This is a genomic window from Streptomyces sp. NBC_01669 (assembly GCF_026339735.1).
GTDB lineage: Bacteria > Actinomycetota > Actinomycetes > Streptomycetales > Streptomycetaceae > Streptomyces > Streptomyces yanii.
The window spans coordinates 419,992-436,663 of the sequence record NZ_JAPEQG010000003.1 but is presented as its reverse complement, the minus strand read 5'-3'; the positions used below and the strand labels follow the sequence as shown (position 1 = coordinate 436,663).

Annotated in this window: 8 protein-coding genes; 2 read left to right on the top strand and 6 right to left on the bottom strand. The window is 66.4% G+C overall.

Translation table 11 applies throughout. From position 1 onward, the window contains the following. The first annotated feature begins 6,003 nt into the window (after positions 1-6,003). Together OG972_RS48955 and OG972_RS48950 are read left to right on the top strand one after the other, a co-directional pair. Positions 6,004-6,696, top strand: coding sequence for a hypothetical protein (locus OG972_RS48955; RefSeq protein ID WP_266993672.1), 693 nt, complete (start codon positions 6,004-6,006; stop codon positions 6,694-6,696). 37 nt (positions 6,697-6,733) lie between these two features. Further along, the gene (locus OG972_RS48950) at positions 6,734-9,400 is read left to right on the top strand and encodes a DEAD/DEAH box helicase (protein WP_266993670.1); all 2,667 of its coding nucleotides are present in this window, start codon (positions 6,734-6,736) and stop codon (positions 9,398-9,400) included. Between the two features lie 44 nt (positions 9,401-9,444). On the opposite strand, the gene OG972_RS48945 is transcribed toward OG972_RS48950, so the two are convergent. From OG972_RS48945 to OG972_RS48920, 6 genes are all read right to left on the bottom strand, one after another. Next, positions 9,445-10,023: a DUF6262 family protein gene (locus OG972_RS48945; RefSeq protein ID WP_266993668.1), complete on the bottom strand. Its 579-nt coding sequence runs from the start codon at positions 10,021-10,023 to the stop codon at positions 9,445-9,447. Beyond that, complete coding sequence (locus OG972_RS48940) at positions 10,020-12,614, bottom strand: site-specific integrase (RefSeq protein ID WP_266993666.1); 2,595 nt, start codon at positions 12,612-12,614, stop codon at positions 10,020-10,022. The genes OG972_RS48945 and OG972_RS48940 overlap by 4 nt, the downstream gene beginning before the upstream one ends. Continuing rightward, positions 12,611-13,786 (bottom strand): tyrosine-type recombinase/integrase, encoded by a 1,176-nt coding sequence (locus OG972_RS48935; RefSeq protein ID WP_266993664.1) that lies wholly within the window; start codon positions 13,784-13,786, stop codon positions 12,611-12,613. The genes OG972_RS48940 and OG972_RS48935 overlap by 4 nt, the downstream gene beginning before the upstream one ends. Before the next feature lie 184 nt (positions 13,787-13,970). Then, positions 13,971-14,648, bottom strand: a complete 678-nt coding sequence (locus tag OG972_RS48930) for a DUF6308 family protein (RefSeq protein WP_266993662.1) — start codon at positions 14,646-14,648, stop codon at positions 13,971-13,973. A 111-nt stretch (positions 14,649-14,759) separates the two neighbouring features. Next, on the bottom strand, positions 14,760-15,953 hold the full coding sequence (locus OG972_RS48925; RefSeq protein WP_266993660.1) for a HEPN-associated N-terminal domain-containing protein: 1,194 nt from the start codon (positions 15,951-15,953) through the stop codon (positions 14,760-14,762). Between the two features lie 61 nt (positions 15,954-16,014). Beyond that, positions 16,015-16,599 (bottom strand): hypothetical protein, encoded by a 585-nt coding sequence (locus OG972_RS48920; RefSeq protein WP_266993658.1) that lies wholly within the window; start codon positions 16,597-16,599, stop codon positions 16,015-16,017. Positions 16,600-16,672: the final 73 nt, after the last annotated feature.

Genomic DNA, 16,672 nt, shown 5'->3' with positions numbered 1-16,672 from the left:
TGCCGAGTAGCACGATGCGCGCACAGCCGGCTACTGCTGGGGTCACAGGAACCTCGTTCTTCCGCGAGGTTCTCGCCCTCAGGCTCCTTGGTGCCGCACACGCCGCCAGACGCTGGGTTTGGCGAGGGAGCAGGGCTGGTGCCCAGACATCGGGCGGTCAGCGCCTCAGGGTCGGCGTGGACACTACTTCGGGTGGCACCCGCGGGCTTGCTATCGCCGCCACGTTTCTTGGCTTCGCCGCTCCATGCCGAAGACCGCCCAGGGCCTACGTCAACGGTAGAAGGTCGGTCGGCTCCGTCGGCCTGACTACCCGACGTCACCGAGAGCGTCAGCAGCACGGCCTGGACATTTCGTCGGTGTATCCGCTTCCTTCCGCACCGTCTGAAACGGGGGTACTAGCGACCCGGGCCGCCACCGACCCTACGTAGGCCACCCACGATCATTCCGGCACCACGGCGTCTGCATTACACCCAGGGCCGGTAATGGCTTCGTTGGCCGACCATACCGAAGGGGGAAGACGATGACCGTCCGAAGGAACCTGGGCTGATGGACGATCACTTCGATGCCGACGCGTCCGCTGGCTCGTGCGGATAAGCGCTAAGCCCGCAGGTCTTTAGCGCCCACAGCATTAATCCAGAACGTCACTACGACCGGCGCAGCAGCGGGTTCGGCATCACAGCGAGGCTTCATCGGGACAGCGATGACGATCCTGAGGCCGCCATGACGGCCGTGACCGCCGCCTGTCAAAGCGCCACAGTTACCATCATCGATGAATCACGTTGCCAGGGCCGAGCAGGGATCGCCCATACGTAATACGCGGTCAGGGCCGCAGACTGCACATTCAGAGACAGGCCACGCTTCATCAGCACAACGCAGCATCTTCTTCACCAGAATGCCAGATGGTAGCCACCGATTGCTGGCTGGCCTGCTCACGGCAGACGACGAGACGATGCAGCGCAGCCAGACCGTGGAGACGACGTCTGGAGTGCGTACGAGCGCGCGATGAATACGAGTTCCACGCCCAGCACGCCGACTGACGTATCGCCTGCGGGTGACGACGATATCGACCGTTGAGAGTTCGGCGGAGGTGTTTAGTACATCGTTTGAGGAACCGCACGACCAAGTCAGTGATTGGTTTGTTGTTCAATCGAAGCGCGATTGTGCTTGCCGCGGCGGCATGAGCACGCCCAGCACCATCGACGCCTGGCACCATTCAGGGAGAATCATAGTGTCCTGCCGAATGACGCCGCATTACCTGAAGCCGACTCTACGGCGCGGTTGCTGCCGGTGTGCTGCTTAATGTTGAAATGGCCAGAGCCCAGGTATAGGCTCTACTGGTGAGACGGGAGGGCCCATATGGTGCCGGCCAATCATGCCCGCCGATGCAGGCGGCCGGCGCGAGGAGCGAGGCTGTGCTGGTGAATTATCGCCTTGCGGCGTACATAATCACGACGGCCAGTACGAATTGAGACCGGTGTTTGAGCGCCCGTCATGCCGGGAGCGTCGAGATTGCCCTGTAAAAGCCAGCATCTGAACGCTGGCATTGCCGGAGTTAACGCACAGTCGCGCAGACGCCGACCTGGATTACGCGCAGGAGCAGCGATCAGGCGACCAGGCCACGCCTGCACGTGCGCACCGGCCAGGGATGACTATTTTTCAGCGTTGAGCCGAGGACACCGCCGTATTTCGCGAACGGTCCAAATGGCCGCCGGCCTGACGAGGGTGCGTCAGTGGACACCGGAAAACGGTTTCGTAAGCCATGCGCGCCACTATCACCGGGGACGGTGATGGATGGGCCTGGCTTCGCTGGCTGGCTGCGGGAGGTCGCTACGGCGGTCGACGACCTGCTCGGTCTGTGCCAGAACTTTGTAGTGTACTGACCACGAAAGCCGTGCTACGCCCCCGAGGCATGATCAGGTCACCGCAGAGTCCGGCACATGTCGAAAGCCTGTCCAGCACATCGCGCAGTGAGGAGTCAAGACTGTTGCCTGTCGTCGACTTCACGATCGCCGCCTGTTGTGCCGTGCCATATTGATGTTCCTGTTGCACCGTACCGCAATATCTGCTGGAGTAGATCGATCATGTCCGCTGTTACCGAGCTGAAAATGGGTTTGCTGCGAGGACGTTGGGCCAGGGCTACCTGGCAATGACTCTGAACGCCGATAGGCGACTTTCACTACCGCATTTCAGTCGTCGCTGCGCTCCGGCGGTACCGGAGTCGGTTCGAAAGACGACCGGCTACAGATCTTTGTCGGTCGCCTGAGCCCCAGACACACGCCGACAGGCTCGCCAGTTTCGTACCAGCCCGCGGTGATCGCGGGACGAGTCCGCGGCCGGCCCAGCGACAGGTGCCGCGCGGCCGCCTGCGCCCGTACATGAGGGCCAGCCAGGTCGCGGGGCGAGGCGCGCACGTAACTGGAGAGCGTTGCCGACGTAGCCCATGCGAGGGTGATCACCACAACGGCCTGGAAATGCACCGAGGTACTGCCGGGGTGGTCGTGCGCACGGCGCGCCACGCGTCGGAGGCGACAACGCAGCGCCGGGTGGATCACCCAAAATTTGCCACGGAAAGCGTGATGGCCAGTTGTACGAGTACGCGTTCGGCCACCTGGAATTCGTCACCAGGCACAGTACACGCGGCGGCTTCGGGCATGTCCTGCATGTCGCGCGGCGACGTGGAATGGGGCGGTGCGCGCCTGAATACGCGGTTACCGACGATCAGGGCTGTTCACCACCACCGTGGGGTGCATGCGGACACTAAATGCGAGGCCAACCGGGCCCGGGCATTGCACCGGACAGGACGGCGTGCGGTGTCCGGCCTACCTCGAGTACATCACCGCCTGCGCGCCTGGTCATCGCACACCACGGCCGCATCAGCGAGGCCAGGCCTGCAGTTGCAACTCGTCTGGCTGGATACCAAGCGTGCGGGACAGCCCTGCGTCAGGTCTACCATGGATACCTCACCGCGGCAAAGGTAAGCCTGACCCTTCGGCCACTACCTGCATCGGGCCGACCAGCCTTCGCTCCCGATGACCCGCTCTCCATCTTCATTCGCCCGTCGTCATCACAACCTGCACGCATTACCTGGAGTACGCGGGATGGGTGAAGCGTACCGTGGACGTGTTGACTATCGGCGCCCACCGCCCGGCGATCACCACCCGGGCCAGATAGCCGGCCGCCGACATGATCCAGCACCGCCCTGGCCTGGCCTGCCGGCGCAGCCGTTCGCCCTACCTCCAACGCGTTATTCCACTTCATCGACAACCGCCCGGGGAGCTGGGTCGCGGTTCCGCACCGACGGCTCGGCATTCGGCTATCGCCACCTGCAGCCATCACGTGATCGAGGGCTCGCAGGTCGACGCCCAGCACCCATGACCAACGGCGGAACTGATGCTCGGCGAGGCGCATCACGTCCGCCGACGAAGGCGTCCGCAAGACAAGATCGTCACCGCGCTGCGCGCCGACGTCTTCGACGGATGCACCACCCGTCACCTTCGCCGATGCGTCGTCGTCGACCGCGTCTTCTCCACGACGAGCGAGGCGCCGGAAGATGTCGGCGAGCGTCAGCGATCATCAGGCCTAATAGACCGTCACTACCTGATGCTCAATTCGGCCTGTCGACACCGCTTCGACCACCACTGGCCAACAGTTCTACCTTCCCGCGACGTGATCGATCGCCGAAGAACTTCCTCGACTGAACGACCGTCACGCGAGGAATGCGTCTGCCAAATGACCAGACCAACGGCAATCCAACGAAGCTCGGTTCATCATCTAACACACTAGCCCGGCCTGCTCTAAGAAGCCGAGCTCAATCCCGCATGTCGCTGCACATACCACCGCCATCTCAGTTTGTTCCATGGCCGGGCACTACGTGAAGATCATCATGGCTGAGCGATGTCTCAGCTGGCCTGCTGAACTGGTTGCAGAATGGCACGTACCGGGCCTGTCGGTCTCGCGCAGATGCCGAATATAGCCTGCGAGTTCACACCGTCTGTTCCACGTCATCATCACTGACATCATACCGCCATGATTAAGGACACAGCGTTTTATCGCGTCACCACACCGACGACCACCGTACGCGGCGACAGGTCGTTGCTCGCAGTGCCTTATCAGGTTATCAGCAGCATCAATGGCGTCGCAGCCTTCGCCTGGTGTGACCAACGCGAAGACGCCCGCATCTGCGGCGATATCGTTCGGGTCACATGCACCAGCGGGACAGTATCGTCGATCTCGCTTGATCATCGTCGCGGGAGTCGATACGTCGGGGGTGAGTTGTTGCCTACCTGGCGTGCCGGTTGCGGCCCGAGTCATCGGCCTGCGCGACGCGATCGCCGTACGTGGTACCGGTTTCGCCCGGCGATAACGCCGTACTGGAATTGCCGCGCCTGCTCGCGCGCTTCACGGACATACGTCAAGGCTGTTCAGGTGCCGGCCGCCGTCGCTGAGCTGTCCCCAAGAGCGTCAGGTTGTCACCAGGTCATAGGTCGCGCAGTCCGCCTGTTGCGCGGCGACGTCTCGCTGTTCACCTGCCCCGTCTGGTCGTTCTTCACGCCGGAGGTTGTACTGATATCATCGCCCTTCAAATTTCAGACTGCGTGTCTTGGCGGCAGGAAAGGGCGGCTGCGCGCAATTCTTCAGGTCTTGTCCGGCGGCGGTCATCTGCGGCATCCTTCGTCAGGAACGGTCGCGGTCGGTGATCTTCGGTAACCGGCGGATCAGGGCCTGGTAGTTCTCCAGTTGACGGGCTGGATGGCGGCGATGTCGCATCGCGAAGCGCGAAGTCCACGACCGAGGCGGTCGACGCCTTTGTCACCTGTGCGGGTACCTTCAGCGGCAGAGCTGACCGATGCGTCAATGCGCGCACACCGCCCAACACATCGACGAAACCGGGCGTGGGACAGCATTTTCCTTTGAGACGGCGGCACAGGTGCAGATGACCCGGTCCACCCAAGGAATCACGTGCGGATATTGAAGGCCGGCGGCGCCTCCGAAAGGTTACAGGCAGGATGGAGCGACAGCCCGCCCGCCCAGCGGGCGTGCGCACGCACCGCTCCGCTCACGCCGCCTTCACCACCACGCCACAGGCACCGCACTTGCACCAGGGCGAACGCTGTTCGCCTTTCGAGCCTGGACCCGCCTGAACGTGAGGGAGTTTTCCAGATGGTGGGCTGCCAACAGTTGGCGACAAACGGATGCACCCACACTGAAATTTAATGAGCGACCCCACCTGCGGTCAGCTGGCCTTGCCGGAGGGCGTGCCGGAATTTCAGGGTGCGCAGCACTCCGTCAACTTCTTCTCTATTCAGTCCCACAGACACCAGCCAGACCAGGCTCCCGCGCCGGCCATCTCGAAGCGCAGCGCTATCAAGGTGAGCGCAGCGAACCGTTCAGGCGCAGCCTTCAGCAACCCGCGGGATACCCGCGCAGCGAAAGCGGTACACGCGCAGCGATGTGGGTACTGCCCGGCGACGTCCAAGGGGTACTAAGCTATCAGCGCGATGTGCAAGCGAACTGCCCCGCTGCGCGGGGCAGTTGCGCAACCCGCTCCGCGGGTTGCGAACCCCAGGGCTGCGCCCTGGGTTGAGGGGCGGTTCGCTGCGCTCACCGCGCCCCGGCAAGCCGGGGCCAACTCCCTCCGCTTCGCTTCGGGAGTTGAGGGGGCTTACCCGCGTTGCGGGCCGGTGGGCCCCGCTGCGCGGGGCCTGGTCTGGCTGAGTGTCAACTGCGGCTAATTGGGACTTGGCATAGAGAAGTTGACGGGTGCTTCGCACCCGTCTGAGGGCGTGTCCGCTGCGCTCCCCCACCCTGGTCCTTCCGGCTGCGCCTCCAGGGCCTGAAGCCCGCTACGCGGGCTCAGCTGACTACGAAGGGGTGGGGTCGCTCATTCGTGTCGGGCTTCAGTGTAGTGGGTGCATCTAGTTTGATGCACATGTACTGTTGGCGGAAACACGGGACACCCCACCATCTGGAAAACTCCCTCACGTTCGAGAGGAACGACCGCTGATGACCAGTCACGGCGAATCTACCGGAAAGGCTCAGGCGCTGAGCAGCGATTCCGTGCGGAAGGTGAAGCAGTACCAGACGGTGGGCAGCAACGCCCGGTTGAAGCTGTTCGCGCTCCTGGTCACCCAGGGCGCACCTGCGGCTGAGGCGGACGATCTGGTGGCGGCACTGGAGGCCTGGGCGGTCGCCGGGGCGCAGTGCGAGGTCGTGGAGCTGGACGGGATGGCGCCGGCCTCTCGGGGTGAAGCGTTCGAGGATGGCTGGGATGAGGGCGTGAGGGCCGTGAGCGAGGCCCTGGTGGGCATCGCGGACCGGGACTGGTCACGGCGTGGCGGCCGGTCGGCCGGGGCCGCTGAACTGGCCGTACATATCGCGGACGTGAGGCAGCGTGAGCGGGCGGACCTGGTGCGCCTGGAGACGTTCGTCCGGGAGACGGTGCTGCCGCGCATGTACCCGCACACCATGGCACGCCGCCGCGTCCTGGAGGCGCTGGGCGAGGCGGACCGGCTGTGCAACGCCCGCACCATCGAATACTCCACCGACGACGTCATCCTCTGCACCTGCGGGGTGGGCCACTACGACCCCGAGGGCTACGACCCGCTGGGCGAGAGGGGCTCGGAGGGCTGGCACAAATGCAACTCGCGTACCTGCATTGATGAACGGCCCTACAACTATCCGCACACGGCTGCCTGAAATTCCGCGAGAGCATCTGAAAAGGGGAGGTACTGGAATGTCTTTGATTCCGCTCAAGGAACACCAGGTGGACCAGAAGTCGAGTTTCCGTAAATGGGTCGGATTCCCTGCAAGATCATCTGTGCCGCCGGAGGGGGCGCGCGCCACGGGTGTGTCTGCGACCGGGTCCGGGAAAACGATCACGGCCGCCGCGAGCGCGCTGGAGTGCTTCCCGGACGGCCGGGTTCTGGTGATGGTGCCCACGCTGGACCTGATCGTGCAGAGTGCCCAGTCCTGGCGGCGGGTCGGGCACCGTGCGCCGATGGTCGCGGTCTGCTCGGTGGACAAGGACGAGGTCCTGGAGCAGCTCGGGGTCCGGGCCACCACCAACCCGATCCAGCTCGCCTTGTGGGCTGGATCCGGGCCCGTCGTGGTGTTCGCGACCTATGCCTCGCTGGTGGAGCGGGAGGACCCCGCCGATATCACCGGGCGGAGGAGGATCCCAGGGCCGCTGGAAGCCGCCCTGGCGGGCGGAGACCGGCTGTATGGGCAACGACTTGCCGGATTCGACCTGGCGGTCCTGGACGAGGGGCACATGACCGCCGGAGACATCGGACGGCCCTGGGCTGCGATCCATGACAACAGCCGGATCCCCATCGACTTCCGGCTCTACCTGACCGCCACCCCGCGGATCCTCGCCTCGCCCCGGCCGCAACGCGGGAGGGACGGCCAGGAACTGGTGATCGCTTCGATGGAGGAGGACTCGAACACCTACGGTCCCAGGATTTTCGATCTTGGGCTGGCGGAGGCGGTGGAGCGGTCGATCCTTGCGGGGTTCGAGATTGACGTGCTGGAGATCCGCGACCCGGACCCGATCCTGGGGCTGTCGGAGGACGCGCTGCGCGGCCGGCGCATGGCCCTGCTCCAGGCGGCGCTGCTGGAGCACACGGCGCAGATGAATCTGCACACCACCATGGTGTTCCACCAGCGGGTGGAGGAGGCGGCCGCGTTCGCCGAGCAGATGCCGCGCACGGCTGCCGAGCTGTACACCGCCGAGGCCTCCCGCGCGGCGCTGGCCGGTGCGGAGGAGCTGCCGGCGTCCTCGATCGACGCCGAGCTGTACGAGCTGGAAGAGGGCCGCCACGTACCCCCGGACCGGGTGTGGGCGGACTGGCTGTGCGGGGACCACCCCATCGCTCACCGGCGTGAGGTGATCCACCGGTTCGCCAACGGCGTCAACGCGCAGAGCCGGCGGGTGCACCGGGCGTTCCTGTCCTCGGTGCGGGCACTCGGGGTCGGGGTGGACATCACCGGACTGCGCGGGGTGGAGGCGGTGTGCATCGTCGGCTCGCGCAGCTCCCAGGTCGACGTCGTCCAGAACATCGGACGCGCCCTGCGCCCCAACCCCGACGGCACGACCAAGACCGCACGGATCATCATCCCCGTCTTCCTCCAGCCCGGCGAGGACCCCAAGGACATGGTCGCCTCCGCCAGCTACCAACCCCTGGTCGACATCCTCCAAGCCCTGCGCTCGCACTCCGAGCGCATGGTCGACCAGCTCGCCTCCCGCGCCCTGACCCGCGGCGAGGAACACCGCCGCATCCACGTCCACCCCGCCCCCGCGACTGGGTCGGAGAACGGGAACGACCAAGAGGCGAGCGACGAGGCGCAGCAGGAGGTCGACCGCGTCACCTCGGTCGTGGTCAACTTCGCCTCCCCCCGCGACGCCGCCGACATCGCCGCCCTAACCCGCTGCCGCGTCATCCGGCCCGAGTCCCTGGTCTGGCTGGAGGGCTACCAGGCCCTGATCCGCTGGCGCGCCGGACACGAGATCACCGGCCTGCACGCGGTGCCGTACGACACCGAGACCGCAGTTGGCGTGACGAAGGACTACCCCCTGGGCAGGTGGGTCCATCAGCAGCGCCGCGCCCACCGCGCAGGTGAGCTCGACCCCCACCGCACCACGCTGCTGAACGAGGCCGGAATGGTGTGGGAACCCGGGGACGAGGCCTGGGAGAACAAGCTCGCCGCGCTGCGCTCCTACCACCGCGCCACCGGACATCTCGCACCCCGCCAAGACGCAGTCTGGGGCGAGGGCGAGGCGATGGCGCCTATCGGGCAGCACCTGGCCAACCTCCGGCGGAAGGGGCAGAAGAACGGCCTGGGCAAGGACCCGGAGCGAGCAGCGGAGCGTGCCGCGCAGCTGACGGCGATCGACCCGGACTGGGACTGCCCCTGGCCGCTGGACTGGCAGCGGCACTACCGCGTCCTCGCCGACCTGGTCGACGCCGACGGCAGCCTGCCCGACATCCAGCCCGGCGTGCTCTTCGACGGGGACGACATCGGCAAGTGGCTCCAGCGGCAGAAGCAGCCCGGCACCTGGGCGCAGCTACTCCCCGAGCAGCAGGAGCGGCTAGCCAGGCTGGGCGTCAAGCCGCTTGAGGAGCCGTCTCCCGCTCCCGCGGCCAAGCGCGCGGCGAAGGGCCCGAGCAAGGCGCAGCAGGCATTCCAACGCGGCCTGGCGGCCCTCGCCCAGTGGGTCGAGAGGGAAGGCGCCAACCGACCGGTACCACGCAGCCACAGCGAAGAGATCGCGGTCGACGGCGAGACGGAGCCGGTGGTCGTGAAGCTCGGAGTCTGGGTCTCCAACACCAAGAGCCGGCGCGACAAACTCACCCCCGAGCAGCGGAACGCACTACGGGAACTGGGCATCGACTGGATCTGACGGCCGTTGGCGAAATCCCCCTTTGACGATGGTCCGAGGCTGGGTCAGGGGCGCGCAGGCGGGGTGGTGAGGTACGGGGCGAGTTGGGCTTCAAGGTCGGCAATGCGTTTGTCCATGAAGCGGTTGTTCTGGCGTGCGCTGGTCAGGCGCTCTTGAACCTGCTGGTTGTCCTGGGTGAGCTGTCGTATGTGGTGCTTCAGCGTGGTGTTCTCCGTGACGATGCGCTGAAGTGAGCCTTCGGGGAGATCGTGTTCGAGGTCGCGGATCTTGCCGAGGAGTTCTGCGATGCGGGTGCGCTGGGTGCGGATTTCGCGCTGGGCTTGGGCGAGTGCGTCTTCGGCGTTGAGTGCACGTTCCTTCCAGGCGGGCTGTACGCGGCTGCCGCTGTTGGAGACTCCGGGGTGGTGTCTGCTTGTGCCGGTGGCCTGCTCGATCAGGGCTCTGGCCTGCTGGTTTTGATAAAGGAAGGTACGTGAGACGCGGGCGGTACGGGCAACGGCTGCGACGGTGACAGGCCTATGGTCGCGCGCCATGGCCGCCAAGGCGGTCCGGAGGCGTTCGAGCATCTCCTGAGTGGTTTGGCGGCGGGCTCGGACGGCGGCGTCGGTGCGGGAAGTACTCATGGCTGCCCTGTGGCGTCGTCGGGGGTCTGTAGTGCTGTGAGGTCTCGGGCGCGGAAGGCGGTGCTCCAGGTGCGGTGGAAGTAGTCCTGGGGGCGCCGCAGGTCGAGGGTGAGGGCTTCGTCGAGGATGCCGAGAGCGGCCAGGGCCTGTTCGAGTCCTTTGATGGCCTTGGCGGTGGGTTCGAAGACGGTGTGGAGGTAGTCGGCGGTGGCGTCGTCGGGGGCGTTTTCCGCGATGGAGCGCCACTGTTCGGCTTTGCGTCGCCAGTAGAGGAGGTCTGCGCCGGAGAGGACGAAGTTGTCGCAGTTCTCGCAGTCGAGTTTCCAGGGGCAGGATCCGCCGTCGACGACGGGTTGGTAGGTGCAGAATCCCCCGTCGGCGGGGGTGCTGCGGCGGGAGAGGTCCAGGGCCAGTCCGAGGGCTGTCTCGCGGTCCATGGGCGTGGTGTCGCCGGAGAGGAGTTCGCCGGGGTTGGGGGCGCCGGGCCCGGCCACCCAGACGGTGTTCAGGACGTCTTCGAGGTCGCTGTTGGTGATCTTCACGTAGTGCTCGGCCATGCGTTCGGAGAGCTGGCCGAGGTAACGGCGGATGTGGGTGAGCGTGGCGCCGGCGCGCAGCAGGTTGGTGGCCAGGGTGTGGCGGGCCTGGTGGGCGACGTACGCGCCGCCGAGGTCGAGGCCGGCGATCCAGGTCCTGAAGCGCTGGTTGAAGTGTCCGTAGGAGATCGGCTGCCGGCCGTTGGGGTTGCGGATGCGGGAGGGGAACAGGGCCAGGCCAGGGCGTTCGGCGACTGATGGGGTGCGGCCGTAGCGCCTTTCGAAGAGCTGGAGTGTCATGGTGCGGCGGGCGTCGAGGCGGTGATAGATGGGCTCGGGGATGCGGATGCCCTCGTTGTAGTTGCCGACCTTGGTCTGGTCGTGCCACAGCATGGCCAGGCCGCGGTAGCGGCCGATGCAGTCCAGGCGCAGTCCCACGACCTCGCTGCAGCGGCGCCCGGTGGCGACGATGGTCTCCCAGATGTCCCGCAGTCCGCGGTCGTTGAGGTCGAGTTCCTCCAGGCGGCGCAGGTTGGTCTCGTCGGTCAGCGCGCGGGCGACGTCGTCGCTGAAGGGGTTGCGGGAGCGCTGTTTGAGGCCGGTCCCCCCGAAGGGGATGGCGGTCAGGAAGCCGGTGTCGATGCCGAGGCGCTCGGCGTGGCCGGCGGTGATGGCGCTGTAGAGCAGCTTGCGAGCCCCGTTGAAGACGAATTGGCAGCTCAGGTCGGTGACGGTGGGAGACCGTCCGTCGACCAGGACCATGCCCAGGGACGGCAGGCCATGGCGGGCGCGGTGGCGCTGGTCGGCGACGAACCGCTCGGCGTGTTCACGGCGCAGCACGGTGGGGTCGTGGCCTGCGTCAGGGGCGTCGGCTTGGAGGAAGACGCCCAGTTCGACGGCGGCGCGGCGCATCTGGTCGAAGGGTCCTCGGGTGCGGGGGCACTGTGGGGAACGGAGCCACTCGGCGAGGTGGTCCCAGAGCAGGTCGCGCAGCCACCGCTGGGGGACGGTGGTGATGTCGTAGTGGCTCTGGGCGTTCTTGAAACGTCGTCCGAAGTGATCGGTCTCCAGGAAGCCGGCGTCCTTGGTGTCGGAGGGGCTGTAGTAGACGCAGCGCAGACCGTTGACGATCTCCCAGATGATCTTGCGGACTTCGGAGTCCATCTGTTTGCGCGTCAGGTCTTTGTAGCCTTCGTCGTGCAGGTCCATCAGGGACGTGATGCCGCCTCGCCAGCAGTATCTGACGAGATTCCTGATGCCGTTGGTGGTCCACTCGGAGTGCTGTGCGGACTGGGCGTGGGCGTGCAGGCCCCACTGGATCTCGGCCCGCAGCAGCGGAGGAAGGCAGTGGAGGTTGACCAGTCCTGGCTGCGTGACCGGCTCCGCAGTGGCACACCAGGTGCGGAATGCCTTCTCGTCGCCATAGGTCACCGGGAGCGGCCGGCCGTCCCTGAGGGGGCCGCGGGAGTTGCGCGACCGGGCCGCTCCCGGGCGGTTGTCGATCTTGTACCGGTTCAGGTGCTGCAGACACAGCCCCAGGGAGGTGCAGGCCAGGAACGGGCACCGCGCCCGGCACAGGCCAAAGCCGGGAAGCGGGTGCTGTGTACGGGCCCAGGACTCGAACCAGTCTTGGTCCATGTCGGCGGCCTCGCCGTACTGCCACCTGGTCTGGTGCTGCTGGCACAGCCGGGTGGTGGGACTGATCGCCGGGCGGTCGGGACAGATCAGGCACCGGCCGTAGTCCACTCCCCGCGCGGCGGGCAGAGCGGTGGCCGCGTCCATGAAGGCGCGCTTGCTCTCGCCCGTCCGCTCGGCCTGCTCCCACTCCAGGTTGTGCGTGTTGCACAGGTTGTGACTGACCCGGCGGATGCGCAGGCAGCCGTCAACGGCACACTGCCAGGCGTAGACCGGATGCTGAGGCGGAATGAAGATCAGGGCGTCGCGGAAGAGCGGGTCGAATGCGGGAGCAGCGATGAGAGCTGTGAGCAGTTCGAGCCGGTCACGGCCGATGCGGGTGGTGTCCGTGCGGCCGGGCAGCAGAGTCAGAGGAATCACGGCCGTGTCCCCCACACCTGCTGAAGCGCCGCGGTGAAGACCGGGTCATGGACGTCCACGTGGCCGTAGACCTGCTCAACGGTCGACGCCGAGGCCCAGCCGCCGGCATCCCGCGCGATCACCGCGTTGCCCCGTGCGGCGTCCAGCACCGCAGTGGCGAAGCTGTGCCGGAAAGCGTGCGGGACCACCCGGCCGATCTCCAGACGGGCTGCGGCCCGGCGCAGCATGCCGCGGGCCGCGGCCGTGGTCCATGGTTGGCCCCGGATGGGGCCGTGCAGGCTGACCAGGAGCATGCCGTGAGCGGTCTGGGCGGGGTACTGGGTGGTGATGTACTCGAAGTAGGTGTGAATCATCGCCGGACTCACCCGGCGCACCGTCCCGCCGCACACAGTGCCGTCCTGCGACGTCCAGGGTGCCTTGGTCTTGACCCGGGCCCGGTTGGCGTTGTCCTCACGGTGACAGATGTGCACATGCGGCCCCCGGCACTGACCACACGCGGCCTGCTCCCGCAGGTGCAGGTCGACCAGACGCAGCCCGCACAACTCACCGATCCGGAAACCGCCGTCGGCCAGCCACGTGACCACCATCCGGTCCCGCGCGCACGACACCGCCCCCGACAACGCCTCCCGGGCGCCTTCCGGCAGCATCTTCGGATGCCGGCGCATCCGCTCCGCCGGAGCCAGGGGGTTCGCGGGCATGCTGTGCAGGACATGCCCGAGCATCGACCGCCGCCGGTCCGCCCGCGTGGGCAGCCGTGTTGCGCGAAGTGCCTCGGCCAGTGACGGGTTCACGCCGTGGGTTCCCAGGTGAAGGTAGAAGCCCTTCAGGCAGGCCGCCGCAGTCTTCAACGCGCTGTGCCCGTACGGGCGTTTCCCCTCCCGCCACGGCAATCCGAACGGCCCCGGATAATCCGCCCCCAAAGCCGCCATGTAGTGCCGCAGATCCTCGAGCGACACTGCTCCTACGTCCAGGCCCGCGAACCGCAGCCACCGCAGATGATCCACCAGCACATACGCGTACGTACGGTCCGTACCCGCCCCGCAGGCACGCAGGAACCCGTCCGCCTCCCCCACCACCGAACAGTCCGTGTCCACAACCGTGTAGCAGACCCGCCCGCCGGCACGAACGATCTCCTGCACCCGCACCTGACCCACCACCAGCCGACCACCCACCCGCGTGCCCCCTCCGAGATCACCGGGCCGTCCCTGGCCGGACGGCACCTGCTATCCCAGTCCACAAGCCCCGCCCGCGACCCCGCAGCACTCCACGCGAACGTCACACACACTCCGGTGACGGTTGGTAAAGTCCGTCACCCTCACACGCCAGAACGCTGGAGGGGCAACTTCGCTGCCGACGTCAGCGAGGACAGGCGTGATCCTCCGCCCGGTGCCCCATCCACACCGCCACGTCGCATACCCGCAGCGCACTCACCGTCTCCGGCACCCCCGCGACCTGGCGCAACTCGAGCAACTGGCGGTGCAGGGCGCGGTCGTCCGCGCGGAGCGCGGCATGCAGCGCAAGCCAGAACGAGGGGCGCGGGCGGCCCAGAGCGCAGCGCACCACCTTGTCGTAGACCGGCAGCAGCCGCGGACGCTTCCTGGCCAGGAGCTTCCCCGCGATCACCCACCCGACATCGGGCTGGTCACGAAGGAGATGCCAGGCCTGGTCCGCCGGCGAGCCGTCGGCCAGGACCGATACATCGGCATCAGTCATGTCGATGTCCCTGGGAATGGCCTGCAGCAGACCAGACAGCCGCGCGCCGAGGCGGCCCTCCAGAATGTCCAGCGCGACAGGCGCCGGAACGGTGACCGACAAGGTCTGCACCGCGATCAGGTCCTCCGCCGTGATCCGGTCAGCAACCTCCGGCCGGTCTCCCCCACCCGCCAAATGCTCGAACCGACTCCCGGTGAACGGCACCCCGCCGGGCGGCAGACCGATCCCGAAGTAGCGCCGCACATCCACGACGGCCTGAGGGTCGGTAATGAAGGCACGCAACTGTGCCGCGAACGGCTGCGGAAGGCCAGCCAAGGACATCGGTGCTCCGTTCTGACGGGGCTGGGCAGGCGGGGAACTGCTCGTCGCCGTTCTATCGAAGTGCCATCCACGCCAGCTCCCAGAGCAGATCATCGACGGCGGCCGGGAAGGTCAGGGATCGCGGCGGACGGGGACTGTACCGCGTGAAGCAGAGTCGAGTACCAGGGCCAGATGGCTATCGCCCTGGCCCAACACTTCCATGCCATGGTCGATGCAGCGTTCGTTAGGCACGTCGATCACTGCTGCCATCTTGCCGGTGAGAGAGGAGGTATACAGCAGGCCCGACACTGGCGCCTCGGGGCGGAAGACATGCAGCAGGTACTCGGTAACCACCTGCGTGGGGACGTAGTCGATCTGCTCGTAAGTGGAACGCGCCGGTGCAGTCAGCTGTGCGGCGAAGTCTCTTAGGAACATCAGCGGGCGGCGGTCCTTGGCACGGCCGCGGTCGAACAGGGACGGCACGGGCGGCAGATCGGTGAAGTCGACGACGCTGCAGGGAGAGGACGTCTCGAAGGCCGCAGCAGTCGCCCAAGGCTCCTCACTGCGCAGTGAGGTCTCTTGGACAGCGGTTTCGGCGTCGATTGCACCGTAGAACATGGGGATGCCAGCAGGGCTCATGCGGTTGGCCTGTCGGGCGTACTGCCGTGGGGCTGTGCCCAGGCGTCGCGCGTTCCAATCGACCTGCGGCTCCTCGTGGGTCAGTGCGCGCCACAAAGGGGTACCAGCGGGCAGTTCCTTAACGAGACCGAGTCTGTCGACGAGGTCGCCGACGTGGTCGAGGATGCGGCTGGCCGACACCTCGCCGTGCCCCAGGTACTCCTCTTCCATCTCCCGCAGCCAGAAGACGTAGCGGGTGCGGTACTGCACTTGCTCGCAAAACCGGGCCCATCCATCACGAAGGGCCTCGTCACGGCGTGGGGCGATGAAATCGGCAGGCACCCACGGTTTGTCGATGATGGCGCCGCATACGGCATCGAAGAGGCCCTCCCCCACGAGGACGTCTGAGCCGCCGCATTCCTCCACTACCTCCCACGTATCCAGGATGGTCCACTGGTAGCCGCCTTCTCTGCCGTCGTAGGACACACCCTCGTCGTCAGCGGAGCCGTACTCGTTGTACACGGCCGCGACGAACGTCTCGAGCAGGACATCGAGCTCTGCAGCCGGGGACCGTTCGCAAAAGCTGCAGACGGTGTCTGCATCCTCGGCGGCGCTCAGCACCGCTACGAGCACGTCGTCATCCACACAGCCGGTGCACACGTGCTGGTCCGTGAAGTACCAGCCCTGGTCGTCCTGGTCTTCAATCATGCGTTTGTAAAGGCCCATAGATGTTCGCTTGCTCTCCTGTGCGCGTGGCTGACGTGAGTGGTCAGGGGTCGGTGCCGGACACAGACACAGGATCCGTGTCCACCCCGAGGTCGAGCCGCATCTGCTGCCGCATCTCGGCCAGGAGCGCCCACGACTGTGCGATGCCCTCTTCGAATGTGCTCAGGTCCTCTTGGCTGCAAGGGGTGTCTGCGGCGATCTGCTTCAGCCGTCCGTAACCAGCGTTCAGATGCCTGCTGGCAGCACCGGACACCGCCATTACCCGCAGGGGCACAATCATCTGTGCCTCGGCGTAGCTTTCCCGAAGCGCCGTACGGCGGGCCTCAAGCTGTTCGAGCACGACCTCGACGCCGGTCTCAATACGCAGCGCGTGCATGAAGTCGACCTGCGCCGTCAGGTACTGACGGGCCGTCGTGTTGAGCGTGATGTAACACGCCCTGCGCAAGGCAATGGATTCCTCAGCACGGTTTCGGGCCCGCTCCGCCTCAAGGAGAGCCTCTGCATGATCGCGCTCCTCACGCCGCTGCTCCGCAGCCGCCTGCATCTCCATCCGCTTGGTGCGGTCCGCCCGGCTCTGCGTCAACAGCGAGGCACCCAGGGTGCCAACCACACCAACCACGGCCACCACCAAAGCCGTCCATCCCGCCCCCACAATCCCTCCATCCCCTAGCGTCCATGGCGATTATCGGCTTGGGACCAGT

Coding starts and splice junctions, on each gene's coding strand:
- OG972_RS48955 (WP_266993672.1), top strand. CDS start 6,004: ATGACCAGTCACGGCGAATCTACCGGAAAGGCTCAGGCGCTGAGCAGC.
- OG972_RS48950 (WP_266993670.1), top strand. CDS start 6,734: ATGTCTTTGATTCCGCTCAAGGAACACCAGGTGGACCAGAAGTCGAGT.
- OG972_RS48945 (WP_266993668.1), bottom strand. CDS start 10,023: ATGAGTACTTCCCGCACCGACGCCGCCGTCCGAGCCCGCCGCCAAACC.
- OG972_RS48930 (WP_266993662.1), bottom strand. CDS start 14,648: ATGTCCTTGGCTGGCCTTCCGCAGCCGTTCGCGGCACAGTTGCGTGCC.
- OG972_RS48925 (WP_266993660.1), bottom strand. CDS start 15,953: ATGATTGAAGACCAGGACGACCAGGGCTGGTACTTCACGGACCAGCAC.